Here is a 14,137-nt window from a genome sequence, read left to right on the forward strand (position 1 = left end):
CCCCCCCCCCCCCCCCCTCCCCCCCCCCCCCCCCCCCCCCCCCCCCCCCCCCCGGGGGCCCCCCCCCCCCCCCCCCCCCCCCCCCCCCCCCCCGCCGGTCAGGAGCCGAACAGCTCGGTCATCCCGGTGAGCTTGCCGTCGCCGCCCACGGCCACGTCGAAGAAGTTCTCGCCGTAGCAGTCGCTGGTGTCGGCCTTGGCGGTGGCGGTGTCCTGCTCGGTGCCGTTGACGCAGACACGGATGTGCTGGAGGCCGCCGCCGGCGGCGGTCATCTTCGCCGGGCCGCTCTTCTTCACGTGCAGGACCGTGATGGGGGTGTCGCCGGACTCGACGGTGTACTCGTGCTCCTTGCCGGTCGCCTGGTAGAAGGCACCCTCGCTGGAGCTGCAGTGCTGCACGGCGTCCTTGGTGGTGAGGGTGTTCATGGCGCCGGAGACGCTCTCGACCAGGACGTACTTGTGGCCCTTGGCGAGGGTCGGGCAGCCGCCCTTGGCGGAGGGGCTCGCGGAGGCCGACGGGCCGGCGGTGCCGTCGGCCTCGGCGGTCGTGTCGGTGGGCTGACAGGCGGTCAGCGTGAGCGCGGCGCAGCCCAGGACGGTGGCTACCAGGGCATGGCGGATGGACGGCATTGTTCCCCCGAAGTGGTGCGGCCCGGGCAGGAACGGCCCGGGTGATGGCATGTCGAACGGGCCGTGCGTCCGTGTGCGGACGGCGGCCGGCCCGGGCCGAAGATCGACCCGGGCCGGAACTATATAGGCATGATCATGCCGAGTTGGTGCAGAACTCTCCCCGCCTGGTGTGTCACTTGAAGGCGTTGAGCGCCTTCGAGAACGCGAACTTGTCCTGGGTGACCGAGCTGCACGTGGCGTCGGCGGTGGGCTTGGTGCCCCCGTCGCACTGCTTGTCGCGGGTCGCGGACCACATGGAGAGCCCGCCGAGACCCTTGGACTTGGCGAAGTTCGCCAGCTGGGTGGCGTCGTCGACCTTGAAGACCTCGGAGGAGACGTCGTTGACGCCGATCATCGGGGTGACCGCGACCGTGTTCCAGGCGGCGGAGTCGGACAGCCCGAGCACGCTCCTGACCTGCGCCTGGGTGGCGGTGGCCGCCTGTTCGGCCAGGTCACCCATGTCACCGCTGAACGAGGGGCCGTAGTCCATCGCCATGATGTTGACGGTGCCGATCTTCACACCGTTGGACTTGGCGTCGGACAGGAGGTTCACGCCGTCCTGGGTGAGGCCCTGCGGCAGCACCGGGAGGGTGTAGGAGACGTCCAGGCCCGGGTGCTGGGCCTGGAGCTTGGCTATGGCCTGGGCGCGGCGGGTGTTGGCGGCCGTGTTGGGCAGCGCGCCGCCCTCGACGTCGAAGTCGACCTTGGTCAGCTTGAACGCGTCGACGACCTTGCCGTAGGCCGCGGCCAGCGCGTCGGCGGAGGAGCAGGTGGTGGCCAGCTCGGAACCGGAGGCGCCGCCGAAGGAGACCCGGACGTCACCGCCCTTGGCGCGCAGGGAGCCGATCTGCGCGGCCACGCCGTCACTGGTGACGTCCGTGACACCGCCCCACTTGGGGGTGCAGCCGCCGCCGTCGGTGACGAAGGCGAGGTTGAAGTTCTTCACGCCGGTCGCGTCGGCCGCGGCGAGCAGGTCGAAGGCCGGGTAGAGGGAGGTGTCGACGTAGGGCGCGAAGCCGGCGGAGGCGGTGGTGCCGCTGCCGGTGCTGCCGGTCGGCGTGGGCGTCGCGCTCTGTGTGGGGGTGGCGCTCTGGGTCGGGGTCGTGCTCTTGGTGGGGGTGGGGGTAGGAGTCGCCGACTGCGTCTGGGTCGGGCGGCCGCTCGGCTCGGGGGTCGCGCCGCCCTCCGCGGAACAGCTCGCGTTGTCGATACGACAACCGGTGGGATCTCCGGCGCCGTTGACGACGAAGCCGACGGTGACCGACTTGCCTTGCGCGAGGCCCTCGGTGTCCCACTTGGCCGGCTTCACGGTGACGTGCCGACCGCTCACGCTCGACTCGCCGTTCCACAGCGAGCTGAGCTTCGCGCCCGCGGGGAGGTCGAACTCCAGCGTCCAGGTCTTCTCCGCCTGGCCGCTGTTGTTGGTGACCACGTACTGCGCGGTGTAGCCCGTCGACCAGTCGCTGGTCTTCGTGTACGCGGCGTTCACACCGGCCGCGTTCGCCGTGCCGGTCAGCAGGACCGCGCCGCCACCGACCACGGCCGCTGCCACCAGGCCGCCGATCGCCTTGTTCCTGCCACTGATCCTGCGCCGGTGCGTGCTCATGCGCGTGCCTGCTTTCGGTGTTCACGGGAGTGGGGTGCGGCAGCACGCTAGCGAGCGAGAATCGGACAAACGGCTTGATAGGGGCGGTCGTTGGGGATCTTATGGTGCGCTTAAGGAAGGGATCGGGGACGGTTAAAGGTCGAGACCAATTTGCCCGATCGGCGTCTCCGCACCGCCCCGCGGTGTCCCCTGCCCCCCGGCTTGCGCCCGTCCAGCTGGAACCAGATCCGCACCTCGGTGCCGCCCAGCACCGAGGAGCCGATGCGGACGTCGCCGCCGGTGGCCTCCGCGAGCCGGCGCACGATGTCGAGACCGAGGCCCGTCGAGCCCGCGCTGCCGGAACCGCGGCCGCGGGCCATCGCCGCCTCGGGGTCGGGTATACCGGGGCCCGCGTCGGAGATCAGCACGATCACCGCGTCCTCGCCGTTGTGCAGGTCGACCGCGAAGGCGGTGCCCTCGGCGGTGTGCCGGAAGACGTTGCCGAGCAGCGCGTCCAGCGCGGCCGCCAGGTCGGCGCGGGCCACGGGTATGCGCACCGGCCGCTCCACTCCGGCCACCCGCCACTTGCGGCCCTCGTCCTCGGCGAGCGCGGACCAGAACTCCATGCGCTCGCGGACCACTTCGGCCGCGTCGCACCCGGCGCCGGGCCCGGCCGCCGCGGTCTGCGGCTTGGCCTCCCGGGCCGTACGGATGATGGTGTCGACCTCCCGCTCCAGCTGGGCGACGGCGGTGCGGGTCTGCTCGGCGGCCGGACCGCCGCCGAGGGAGGCCGCGTTCAGCCGGAGCACGGTCAGCGGGGTGCGCAGCCGGTGCGAGAGGTCGGCCGCCAGCTCTCGTTCGTTCGCCAGGAGCTGGACGACCTGGTCCGCCATGGAGTTGAACGCGACGGCCGCGAGCCTCAGTTCGTTCGGGCCCTCCTCGGGCACCCGGGCGCCCAGCTTGCCCTCGCCCAGCTCGTGCGCCCCCTCGACCAGTCGCTGCGCGGGCTGCACCATGCGCACCCCGAGCCGGTCGGCGACCGCGACCGAGCCGACGATCAGCGCGAGGCCGACGCCGGCGAGCACCGCCCAGGCCGTGCCGACGCCGTTGCTCACCTCGGACTCGGGGACGTACACCTCGACGACCGCGATGCCGGAGCTGAGCGCGACCGGCTGCAGCAGCGTGGAGCCGCCGCTGACCGAGGTGGTGGAGGCGCGTCCCATCTTCCGTACGGCCTCGATGTCCCGGTGGGCGGCACGCTGCCGGCCGAGGTCGAGCGCGGCTCCGCCGTCGGCGGCGGGCAGGTGCACCGCCATACCGGAGTCCGCTCCGGCGGCGGCCACCACCCGCTCCAGCTTGTCCCGGTCGGTGGTGATGGACAGGGCGGGGGCGACGGCGGCGGCCTCGCGCTCGGCGTTGGAGAACGCGCGGTCGCGGGCCATCTCCTTGACGACGAGGCCGAGCGGCACGGCGAAGGCGACCACGACCATCGTGGTGACCGCCAGGCACACCTTGACCAGGGCCCATCTCATCGCGGCGGCTCCCCTTCCCCGTCGGCGAGCACGGGCGGCTCCAGCTTCACGCCGACCCCCCGCAGGGTGTGCAGATAGCGCGGCCGGGCGGCCGTCTCCCCCAGCTTCCGGCGCAGCCAGGACAGATGGACGTCGATGGTCTGGTCGTCGCCGTAGGACTGCTGCCAGACCTCGGCGAGGAGTTCCTTGCGCGCCACGACGACACCGGGACGGCCGGCGAGGAAGGCGAGCAGGTCGAACTCGCGGCGGGTCAGGTCGAGCCGGACACCGTCCAGTTCGGCCTGGCGGCGCATCGGGTCGACGGTCAGCCCGCCGACCCGGATGACCGGCGAGGGCGGGGCCTCGCCGCCGCCGGAGCGGGCCCGGCGCAGCACGGCCGCGATGCGCGCGGACAGGTGCTCGACCGAGAACGGCTTGGTCAGGTAGTCGTCCGCCCCGGCGTTGAGCAGTCGGACGATCTCCGCCTCGTCGTCCCGCGCGGTGGCGATGATGACGGGCACGTCGGTGATGCCGCGCAGCATCTTCAGGGCCTCGGAGCCGTCCAGGTCGGGCAGTCCGAGGTCCAGGATGACCACGTCGAAACGGAGATGGGCGACCTCGCGCAGCGCCTCCAGTGCCGTACCGACGCTGCGCACGGTGTGCGAGGCGTCGGTCAGATGCCGGATGAGCGCCGAACGTACGAACTGGTCGTCCTCGACCACGAGAACACTTGCCATGCGCCGCACCGTACGCCATACGGCCGACGCCGGCCGGGGCCTGTGGATAACTCGGGACGAGTGCGCACGGCCGTACCTCTGAGGCAGTATGGCCCGCGATGCGCAGAGGACTCGTACACGTACTGGCGTGGCTGCTCGCCACCGGAGCGGCGGTCACGCTGTCGTGGTGGGGTGTGCACACGGTGATGGCGGGGACGGCGTACGACCCGCCGCGCGCCCTGCCGATCACGGCGGCGGACACGACCACGCAGCGGTCGAAGCCGCTGGATCCGCCGAGCACCCGGCCGTCCCCGTCGAAGAGCAGATCATCCGGATCACCGGCCCCCACCCCCTCCCGGACACCGTCCGGCACCACCACCCGGCCCCCGGCCCCGTCCGCCACCACCTCCGGCCAGGTCAAGTCCTACGACACCGACGGCGGCCGGGCGGTCTTCGACCTGGGCAGTTCGAGCGCGACCCTCGTCTCGGCGACCCCGGGCACCGGCTGGTCGATGCAGGTGTGGAAGACGCAGACGTGGATCCGGGTGGAGTTCAGCAGCGGCGCGGACCGCGTGTCGGTGTTCTGCACCTGGCACGACGGACCGCCGCATGTGGAGATCGGCACGTACTGACCCGCGGCGGGTGGCTCAGCGGAACACCGAGGGCGGCGGGGCCGGGGAGGCCACTGCCGCCGCGTCCGTCACGGGGGTGGCGCCGCCGGTGAAGTCGAGGAGCTGCTTGCCGTGTTCGACGCGGGCGGGGTGCGGGTCGGAGGCGGCGCGGCGGGTGAGTTCGGGGAGCGGCAGCGGGAGGTCGGAGGCGGCCAGGATGGCGTTGCCGAAGCGCTTGCCGCGCAGCACGGCCGGGTCCGCGATCAGGGTGAGTTCGGGGAATCGGGCTGCGGCGGTGGCGATCTGGCCGCGCAGATGGGCGAGCGGCGGGCCGTCGGCGAGATTGGCGGCGTAGACACCGGAGGGCTTGAGGGCCCGGCGGACCTCGTCCAGGAACTCGGTGGAGGTGAGGTGGGCGGGGGTCCGGGCGCCGCTGAAGACGTCGGCGATGACCAGGTCGGCCCAGCCGTCCGGCACCTTGGCCAGCCCCGCGCGGGCGTCCGCCGCCCGCACCCTGATACGGGCGTTCGGATCCAGCGGCAGCTCGCGTCGGACCAGTTGGACGAGCGCCGCGTCCCGCTCGACGACCTGCTGGGTGGAGCGGGGGCGGGTGGCGGCGACGTACCGGGCGAGGGTGAGGGCGCCGCCGCCGAGGTGCACCGCCTGCACCGGCCTGCCGGGCGGGGCGACGAGGTCGATGACATGGCCGAGGCGGCGCTGGTACTCGAAGGAGAGGTACGCCGGGTCGTCCAGGTCGACGTGCGACTGGGGCGCACCGTCGATCAACAGCGTCCAGGCGCGGGCGCGGTCCGGGTCGGGTATGAGCTGCGCGAGCCCGCCGTCGACCGTTTCCACCACGGCCTCGACGGCGGCCGACCCGCGCCGGTTGTTCCTGGACCTGCCCATCCGTCCATTTTCGCAGCTGCGGCGACCGCCCGCTTCACCGGCAGCTGTCGGCCGCCCTGATCAGCCGGGCCGCCTCCCCGAGGGCCCGGCGCAGCACCACCGGATCGGTCGCGAGGTCGGCCTCGCCGGGCGGCAGCAGCCAGTCCGAGCCCTCGACCGGCGGCTGCGGGGCGAGCCGCAGCCCCTGCCCGTTCGTCTCGGTGCACGTGCTCCCCGGTACGTCCCAGCAGGCGGCGGTGCCCGCCGGCACCAGGAAGCCGAGGGTGTCGCATCCGTCGTCGTGCAGGACGGGCCCCACCGCCTCCCCGGCCCCCCGCCGCAGGATGTCGACCGCCTCCAGCCCCTGCCGGGTCGGCACCGTCACGAGGTCGCATGCCGCGTCGCCCGCCGTCACCGGCGGTGCCGCAACCGGGGTGTCCGGCATACAAGGTTCGTTGCTCTGGCTGGTCTCCATGCCGGCCTCCACCACGCTGCCCTCTTGCAGTCCACGGAGAACAACGCGTGAGCGCGTCAACGGCTACGGCACAAGTGCGCCGCAAAGGATGGCAGTTCATGGCAGATCGTGGATGAGATATCCGGTTTGTAGCCAAACACAGCGTGGCGGGTCCGACACAGCAGGTACGTTCTTGCTCGCCGGGACCAGGGTGCCACTCGGACAACTCAGCCCGAATTCACCCCGGACCCGGCATGGTTCGACGGTTCGCACGAGAGGACCCGGCCATGGCGTCGTCAACCGAGACCTCGTCACAGCCCGAACGGCCACCCCGGCCGAACCTTGCCTTCCGGCAGCTGCGCGGCCGGCGCTCACCGGCCGAGTTCGCGGCACTGGTGCGGCGGGTCGCACGCGGGATCGGCGAGCGGGTGAGCTGTGACGCGCGTTACGTCGGCAGGGTGGAGGCGGGTGAGATCCGCTGCCCGAACTACGCCTACGAACGGGTGTTCCTGCACATGTTCCCCGGTCGCACGCTCACCGACCTCGGCTTCGCGCCGCGCTCCTCCGTCCGCGGACGCGCGGCCCGTACGCCCGGGGACGCACCCCCAGCGTTCGGTACCGCTGAGACGCGAGGGGTCCGCGAGCCGTATGACACGACGGACCGGTACAACCCGCAGGACCCGTACGACCCGCACGAGCCGTACGAGAACGACCACCTGGACCACGAGGAGAGCGACGTGCTGCGTCGCGCATTCATGACCGGCGGAGGCGCCACGGTCGCCGCCGCCACCATGGGCCCGCTGGGGCTCACCACCGACGCCGCGGCGGCGGCCCGGCCGCTGCGCCGCGCCGGAAGCCCCGAGGCGGCCGCCCTCGAGGAGGCCGTCCGCCGCATCCGGCTGCTCGACGACCGCCATGGCGCGGACGGCCTGTACCGGCGCGCAGCGGCGCCGCTGCGCGCTGCCTACGCGCTCCTGGACGCCGGGGCGACCCGGCAGACGACCGCCGATCGGCTGCACTCGGGCGCAGGTGAACTCGCCATCTCCGTGGGCTGGCTGGCCCACGACTCCGGGCGTTTCGACGACGCCCGCTCGCACTACGCGGAGGCACTCGCGACCGCCCGGATGACCGGCGACGCGGGTCTGGAGGCCCACGCCTTCTGCAACACGGCGTTCCTGGCCCGCGACGCCGGCCGCCCCCGCGAGGCGGTGCGCGCCGCGCAGGCGGCCCAGCGTGTCGGCCGCCCCCTGGGCTCCGCCCGTCTGATGTCCCTGCTCGCCCTGCGCGAGGCGGGCGGCTGGGCGGGGCTCGCCGACCGCGCCGGCTGCGAACAGGCACTGGTTCGGGCCCAGGCCCTCTTCGAGCGGGGCCACTCGGACGCCGACCCCGAGTGGATGAGCTTCTACGGAGAGGCCGAACTGGAGGGGCTGGAGGCGCAGTGCTGGTCGATGCTGGGCGACTGGCAGCGCGCGTCCCGGCACGCCCGGCGCGCGGCAGGCCTCCAGGATCCCCACTTCACCCGCAACATCGCCCTGTACACCGCCGAGCTGGCCGACGACCTGGCCCGCGGGGGTCGCCCCGACGAGGCGGCGCAGGCGGCGGTGTCCGTGCTCGATCTGCTGGACCAGGTCCAGTCGTCCAGGATCCAGGCGATGCTGGCGGGGACGGCACGCGTACTGCTGCCGCACCGGCGGGCGTCGGGGGTGTCCGACTTCCTGGACCGTCATGCGTCGTTGCCGCGGGTTGGGCGGGCGTAGGGGGCGCTGTCCCGTCCGCTGTCGTCTGCGGGTACATCGCGGCTGGCCGCGCCCACGCGGCGGCACCGCATATCGATACAGCCCCGCGCCCCTTCGGGGCACGGGGAGGCGAGCACCGGGCAACCGGTTACCCCGCCAAGTGCCCCAGGTCGTTCCAGCTCTCGATCGCCGGCTCCCCGTACGCCCAGCCCAGCACCGACAGCGAGGTCGGGTTCAGGCGGATGCGCGCGGCGAAGTCCAGGGGCAGGCCGAGCCACCGCGCGCCGATGGACCGCAGGATGTGCCCGTGGGCGAAGACCAGTACGTCCCGGTCGGCCGACCGGGCCCAGGCCACGACCTCGTCCGCGCGCGCGGTGACCTCGGCGATGCTCTCGCCCTCGGGGACACCGTCCCGCCAGATCAGCCACCCCGGCCGCACGGCCTGGATCTCGGCGGGCGTCATGCCCTCGTAGGCGCCGTAGTCCCACTCCATGAGCGTGTCCCAGGACTCGGCCCGCTCCCCGAACCCGGCCAGCTCGCAGGTCTCACGCGCGCGTGCCAGCGGACTCGTCCGCACCTCGACGCCCGGCAGCCCGTCCAGCGGAGCGCGGTGCAGCCGTTCGCCGAGCAGCTTGGCCCCGCGCCGGCCCTCCTCCAGGAGCGGTACGTCGGTCCTGCCGGTGTGCTTGCCGGACAGCGACCATTCCGTCTGTCCGTGCCGGGCCAGCAGGATGCGCGGTGCCATGGGAGACCTTTCCGGAAGCAGCGAGGGGTCCCTCCATCATCGCTCACTCCGGGCAGGGGCAACCCGCCGGGAGATCCCGGCGTCTTTGAGGGCTGAAGCGCCCGCATGGCCGGGATACGGACCGCGTAAAGTGACACGGTCGCCCGCCGGGCGCCGCGCAGCAGAAGGGGGAGGACATCGGATGCCGCAGACCGAGACACCGGGCACCGAGGCGGCCCCCCGAACCCGGCTGCGGTGGTGGACCGAGCTGCCCCTGATCCTGCTGGTCTACGGCTGCTACTCGGCCGGCCGGCTCCTCGCGCGGGGCGACGTCTCCTCCGCCGTCGACCACGGCCTGGCGCTCCTGCGAGTCGAAAAGGCCCTGCACCTCAACGCAGAGCACCCGCTCAACCGGCTGTTCACGCGCGAGGCGTGGCTCGGCATACCCGCCGACTTCTGGTACGCCTCGCTGCACTACCTGGTCACGCCCGTCATCCTCGTCTGGCTGTTCCGGGCCCACGCCGAGCGCTACCGGGCGGCCCGCACCTGGCTGATGACGTCGACGTTCATAGGCCTGATCGGCTTCACCCTGCTGCCCACCTGCCCGCCCCGGCTGCTCGCCGACGGCCACGGCTTCGTCGACACGATGGCCCAGTACAGCTCCTACGGCTGGTGGGGCGGCGAGGCCAGCGCGCCGCGGGGCATGGGCGGCATGACCAACCAGTACGCGGCGATGCCGAGCCTGCACGTGGGCTGGGCACTGTGGTGCGGGGTCATGCTGTGGCGGCACGGCGGCACCCGTCTCACCAAGGTCCTCGGCGTCGTCTACCCGCTGGTGACCGCGATCGTCGTCATGGGCACCGCCAACCACTACTTCCTGGACGCGGTCGCGGGCGTCGCCGTGATGGGCGTCGGTCTGCTGCTCGCGCCGCGCGTGATGCGCGGTGCCGACCTGCTGCGGGCCCGGTTCAACCCCCGTACCCCTGCGGTCCCGTCGGGCACGGGTTCCCCGATTGTCAGTGACGGATGCCAGACTTCCGCGGGTGAGCGAATTCCACGGCAGCGCGAGTCGCAGCGCGCATCCGCAGCCGAACCGGACGGCTCCCCTGCCGACGCAGGGGACGAGGCTCCGGCAGCGGCTCGCTGAGCTGCGCGGTCCCGACGTACCGGCCAAGGCCCTGGACGCGCGTGCCCTCGCGGCGCTCGCCGCGAACCCCGGGTGCCGCAGGCGGGCGATCCTGGACGGCGCCGGAGTGGACAAGGCGGCGCTGGCGAGCGCGCTGGGCGCGCCCTCCGGCTTCGGGCAGTCGCAGTTCGCGCTGACCCGGGGCAACGCGTTCGAGGCACGGGTGAAGGCGGACGGCGGCGCCGAGCTGCTGCGGCTGGTCCACGCCCGGCTGGACCCGGGCGCGGAGCCGCCCGCCGGGGCGGCCGTCCCGGACCTGTCCGCGCACGGCCCCGAGGGGCGTACGGCGCGTACGGCGCTGGCGCTGCGCGAGGCCGTGGCGGCGGGCGGCTGGACGCTGCTCGACCACCCGATGCTGGCGCTGGACGTGGCGGGCTCGCTCGCGTTCCTGGAGCCGGACGCGGTGGTCGTGCACCCGGACGGCAGCTGGACCGTCGTGGAGATCAAGTCCTTCCCCATGCTGGACGGCTCGGCCGACCCGGCGAAGGTGGGCGCGGCCGCCCGGCAGGCGGCGGTGTACGTGCTGGCCCTGGAGGAGGTCGCGGCCCGGCTCGGCGCGCAGCCGGAGCCGGCCGAGGCGCCCGCCCGGGAGAGCGCCCCGGCCCCTCGGGTACGGCACCGGGTGCTGCTGGTGTGCCCGAAGGACTTTTCCAACCTGGCCACGGCCTCCGCCGTGGACGTGCGCAAACAGCATGCGGTCACCGGCCGCCAGCTGGCCCGGCTCACCCGTGTCGAGGAGATCGCCGACGCCCTGCCCGAGGGCGTGTGCTTCGCACCGGACCGCCCGGCCGAGGAGCTGACGGCGGCCGTCGGGGCGGTCCCGGCGACGTACGCGCCCGAGTGCCTGTCGGCCTGTGAACTGGCCTTCCACTGCCGGGAACGCTCTCGCGCGGCGGATGCCGTGGCCCGTCTCGGCCGTCCGCTGCGGGCCGAACTGGGCGGCCTGACCACGGTCGAGGACGTCCTCGCGGCGGCCCGCGGCGAGAGCGGCAACCCCGACGACCCGGCGGTGGCCGCCCTGCGCCGGGCGGCGACCCTGCGCGCGGAGGCGCTGGCCACGGCCGGCCGGGCGGTGGCCCCGTGTCCCTGATCGCCACCCTGGCCCGGCTCGAGGCCGTCAGCACCGGACGCGCCCAGCCGGCCGCGACCGTCCGCCACCGGCACCTGTCCGAGCACCCCCTGGTGTTCGTGCCGCTCACCACCGCCGGTGAGGCCGGCGCCCCGCTCGGCGCGCTCGTCGGCACCGACCGGGACGCGCCCCGGCTGCTGGTCGTACCCCAGCCCCGCGACCGTGACCTGCGCTTCGCGTTCCTCGCCGAGCTGGCCGACGTCGTCCTGCCCTACCTCGACTCCTACGCGGACGACGTCGAGGCGGCCGAGCGGGGCGAGACCGATCCGGAGACCGGCAAGCGGGTCAAGGTCGAGGTCGAGCTGTGCACGGACGCGCCCCAGCTGATCGTGCCGAGCCGCGCGGGCGTGGACTTCGTACGGCTGCTCGGCCGCTCCATGCGCTTTCGACGCACCGCCGAGCAGGACCCGGAGACGCCCCACCCGGCGCCGCCCCGCATCCCCCTGCTGGGCCGCTGGCTCACCCACTACGGCGAGCGGGCCCGGGTACCCGGCTCCTCGCTCCTGCTGGCCCTGACCGACGTGCTGTCCCGGCACTGGGCGACCGGCCAGTCCAGCCTGGAGGACCAGCACCTGGGCGCGCTGCTCGCCTGGATCGCCCCTCCCGGGGGCGGCACCGGCGCCGAGGCCGCCCACCGTGCCGAACTGGCCCGCGACGCCGACGGCCAGCTGCTGTGCCCGCCCGCCGGTCCGGCCACCGACCCGGCGTTCGACAACAAGCTCCTGGCCCCGGCCATCGAGCGCTACGACCGCGCGCGCGGTGCGCTGGCCGCCGCCGAGGACGCGCTGCAGGCCGACTACCGGCTGGCCGCGCTCACCGCGGCCGAGCGGGACATCCGCGACCTGGTCGAGAGCCGTACCCGGCCCACCTGGGACGCGGTGTGGCGGGGCCTGGACCTGTTGCGGGCGCTGCCGCAGGGGGCGCATGCCGAGGAGCGGTGGACCCGGGACCGCTGGTCGTTCACCGGCCACCGGGACCGGGTCGTGGCGGGCGAGCCGCCGCAGCCTCGTCGTGACGACGCGGTGACGGCGGCGAACAAGCTGGCCACGCGCGAGCGTGAGCAGGCCCGGCTGGAGGCGCAGGAGGCGCTGGACGACCCGCTGGTGATGGCCGGGCGGCGGCTGGCCGGGGAGGCCTTCGCGGGCGAGGTGACCGATGTCGTCATGGCGTACAGCGAGGGCAGGCGGCCGAGCCCGCGCCCGCTGGTGACGGTCCGCACGGACGACCGGCCGCATCTGGCGGAGCGCGCGAAGGTCTACCGCTCGCTGGGCGGCAAGCCGCAGGCCGCGGAGTTCGCCGGGTACGAGGGCTCAGCGGACGACGGTGTGCTCGTCCTGCGGATCGTGGACAAGATGGGCCGGGGCAAGGAGCCCGAGCCCGGTTCGGTGCCGGAGAAGGGCGACGCGGTCTGCTTCACCCTCTTCGAGCACGAGCAGCGCGGCGGCGCGAAGCTGCCCGACCCGGAGGAGACCCCGTGGACGCACGGCGGCCCGCCGGGCGAGGCCGTACCGGAGGCCCCTGACAGCGTGACCGAGGAGGACGTCCTGTGACGACGGTCGACTTCGACCCCGGGGCCGCTGCCGCCCGCGCCACGGACGCGATCCTCCACGACACCCTGCGGGGCACGGAGCGGGGTGTGGTGGTCGACTCCCCGCCCGGCGCCGGGAAGTCCACCCTGGTGGTCCGCGCGGCCCTGGAACTCGCCGAGGCCGGGCGCCCGTTGATGGTGGTCGCGCAGACGAACGCCCAGGTGGACGACCTGGTGCTGCGGCTCGCCGAGAAGAACCCCGAGCTGCCGGTCGGCCGGCTGCACAGCAGCGACACGGACGCCTACGACAAGGCACTGGACGAGCTGCCGCAGGTCCGCACGTCGGCCAGGGCGGCCGAGCTGACCGGCCTCCCGGTCGTCCTGTCCACGGCGGCGAAGTGGGCGCACGTCAAGGTGGACGAGCCGTGGCGGCACGCGATCGTCGACGAGGCGTACCAGATGCGCTCGGACTCCCTGCTGGCCGTGGCCGGCCTGTTCGAGCGGGCGCTGTTCGTGGGCGACCCGGGCCAGCTGGACCCGTTCGCGATCGTGGGCAGCGAGCAGTGGGCGGGCCTGTCGTACGACCCCTCGGCCTCGGCGGTCACCACCCTTCTGGCGCACAACCCGGGCCTGCCCCAGCACCGGCTCCCGGTCTCCTGGCGCCTCCCGGCCTCCGCGGCCCCGCTGGTCTCGGACGCCTTCTACCCCTACACGCGGTTCCGCAGCGGCACCGGCCCCGACGACCGCCGTCTCACCTTCGGTGTCCCCTCCGACGGCTCGGGCCCGGACCGGGTGATCGACGAGGCGGCGGAATCCGGCTGGGGTCTGCTGGAGCTGCCGGCCCGGCACACCCCGCGCACGGACCCGGAGGCGGTGCGGGCGGTGGCGACGGTCGTACGGCGCCTGCTGGACCGCGAGGGCGCGGCCGCCTCGGAACGTTCCCCGGCCCCCTCCTCTCTCACCCCCGACCGCGTCGCCGTCGGCACGGCCCACCGCGACCAGGCGGCGGCGGTCCGCTCGGCGCTCGCGGAGCTGGGCGTCACGGACGTCACCGTCGACACGGCCAACCGTCTCCAGGGTCGCGAGTACGACGTCACGGTCGTCCTCCACCCCCTCTCCGGCCGCCCCGACGCCACCGCCTTCCACCTGGAGACCGGCCGGCTGTGCGTCCTGGCCTCCCGCCACCGCCACGCCTGCATCGTGGTCTGCCGGGCAGGAGTCGGCGACCTGCTGGACGACTACCCGTCCACGGAACCGGTCCAGCTGGGAACGCTGGTGAAGTTTCCCGACGGCTGGGAGGCGAATCACGCGGTTCTGGCGCATCTGGCGGAACATCGCGTGAGCTGGCGGCCTTGAGTCTTCCGGTGGGTGTGCGCGGGACTTCCGGCGACCGAGGGGTCCCCT

At 73.8% G+C, this 14,137-nt stretch carries 13 protein-coding genes; 6 read left to right on the top strand and 7 right to left on the bottom strand.

The window, feature by feature from the left end:
- Positions 1-98: 98 nt before the first annotated feature.
- From AC07DS_RS31660 to AC07DS_RS31675, 4 genes are all read right to left on the bottom strand, one after another.
- Positions 99-629 (bottom strand): hypothetical protein, encoded by a 531-nt coding sequence (locus AC07DS_RS31660; RefSeq protein WP_479150824.1) that lies wholly within the window; start codon positions 627-629, stop codon positions 99-101.
- Positions 630-801: 172 nt separating this feature from the next.
- A complete protein-coding gene (locus AC07DS_RS31665; RefSeq protein WP_479150826.1) occupies positions 802-2,274 on the bottom strand; it encodes a glycoside hydrolase family 18 protein in 1,473 nt (490 codons plus the stop codon).
- A gap of 110 nt (positions 2,275-2,384) precedes the next feature.
- The gene (locus AC07DS_RS31670) at positions 2,385-3,785 is read right to left on the bottom strand and encodes a HAMP domain-containing sensor histidine kinase (protein WP_479150828.1); all 1,401 of its coding nucleotides are present in this window, start codon (positions 3,783-3,785) and stop codon (positions 2,385-2,387) included.
- On the bottom strand, positions 3,782-4,501 hold the full coding sequence (locus AC07DS_RS31675; protein WP_479150830.1) for a response regulator transcription factor: 720 nt from the start codon (positions 4,499-4,501) through the stop codon (positions 3,782-3,784). The genes AC07DS_RS31670 and AC07DS_RS31675 overlap by 4 nt, the downstream gene beginning before the upstream one ends.
- Positions 4,502-4,599: 98 nt before the next feature.
- Here AC07DS_RS31675 and AC07DS_RS31680 point away from each other — a divergent pair, with 98 nt between their 5' ends.
- Positions 4,600-5,112, top strand: coding sequence for a hypothetical protein (locus tag AC07DS_RS31680; protein WP_479150833.1), 513 nt, complete (start codon positions 4,600-4,602; stop codon positions 5,110-5,112).
- 15 nt (positions 5,113-5,127) lie between these two features.
- Here AC07DS_RS31680 and AC07DS_RS31685 read toward each other — a convergent pair whose 3' ends face one another.
- Positions 5,128-5,997: a spermidine synthase gene (locus tag AC07DS_RS31685; RefSeq protein WP_479150836.1), complete on the bottom strand. Its 870-nt coding sequence runs from the start codon at positions 5,995-5,997 to the stop codon at positions 5,128-5,130.
- A gap of 34 nt (positions 5,998-6,031) precedes the next feature.
- Positions 6,032-6,451: a hypothetical protein gene (locus AC07DS_RS31690; protein ID WP_479150838.1), complete on the bottom strand. Its 420-nt coding sequence runs from the start codon at positions 6,449-6,451 to the stop codon at positions 6,032-6,034.
- 266 nt (positions 6,452-6,717) lie between these two features.
- Between AC07DS_RS31690 and AC07DS_RS31695 the strand changes: the two genes are divergently transcribed.
- Entirely contained in the window at positions 6,718-8,187 is a 1,470-nt protein-coding gene (locus AC07DS_RS31695; protein ID WP_479150840.1) for a hypothetical protein, read from the top strand.
- A 127-nt stretch (positions 8,188-8,314) separates the two neighbouring features.
- On the opposite strand, the gene AC07DS_RS31700 is transcribed toward AC07DS_RS31695, so the two are convergent.
- Complete coding sequence (locus AC07DS_RS31700; RefSeq protein WP_336115267.1) at positions 8,315-8,911, bottom strand: histidine phosphatase family protein; 597 nt, start codon at positions 8,909-8,911, stop codon at positions 8,315-8,317.
- Between the two features lie 181 nt (positions 8,912-9,092).
- Here AC07DS_RS31700 and AC07DS_RS31705 point away from each other — a divergent pair, with 181 nt between their 5' ends.
- The 4 genes from AC07DS_RS31705 to AC07DS_RS31720 are packed head-to-tail and all read left to right on the top strand — an operon-like array spanning position 9,093 to position 14,089.
- A complete protein-coding gene (locus tag AC07DS_RS31705; protein WP_479150842.1) occupies positions 9,093-10,037 on the top strand; it encodes a phosphatase PAP2 family protein in 945 nt (314 codons plus the stop codon).
- The gene (locus AC07DS_RS31710; protein ID WP_479150844.1) at positions 9,934-11,166 is read left to right on the top strand and encodes a hypothetical protein; all 1,233 of its coding nucleotides are present in this window, start codon (positions 9,934-9,936) and stop codon (positions 11,164-11,166) included. Before AC07DS_RS31705 ends, AC07DS_RS31710 begins: the two co-directional genes overlap by 104 nt.
- Positions 11,157-12,755 (top strand): hypothetical protein, encoded by a 1,599-nt coding sequence (locus AC07DS_RS31715; RefSeq protein ID WP_479150846.1) that lies wholly within the window; start codon positions 11,157-11,159, stop codon positions 12,753-12,755. Before AC07DS_RS31710 ends, AC07DS_RS31715 begins: the two co-directional genes overlap by 10 nt.
- Complete coding sequence (locus AC07DS_RS31720; RefSeq protein ID WP_479150848.1) at positions 12,752-14,089, top strand: AAA domain-containing protein; 1,338 nt, start codon at positions 12,752-12,754, stop codon at positions 14,087-14,089. The genes AC07DS_RS31715 and AC07DS_RS31720 overlap by 4 nt, the downstream gene beginning before the upstream one ends.
- Positions 14,090-14,137: the final 48 nt, after the last annotated feature.

This window comes from Streptomyces sp. NPDC044064, assembly GCF_056434245.1.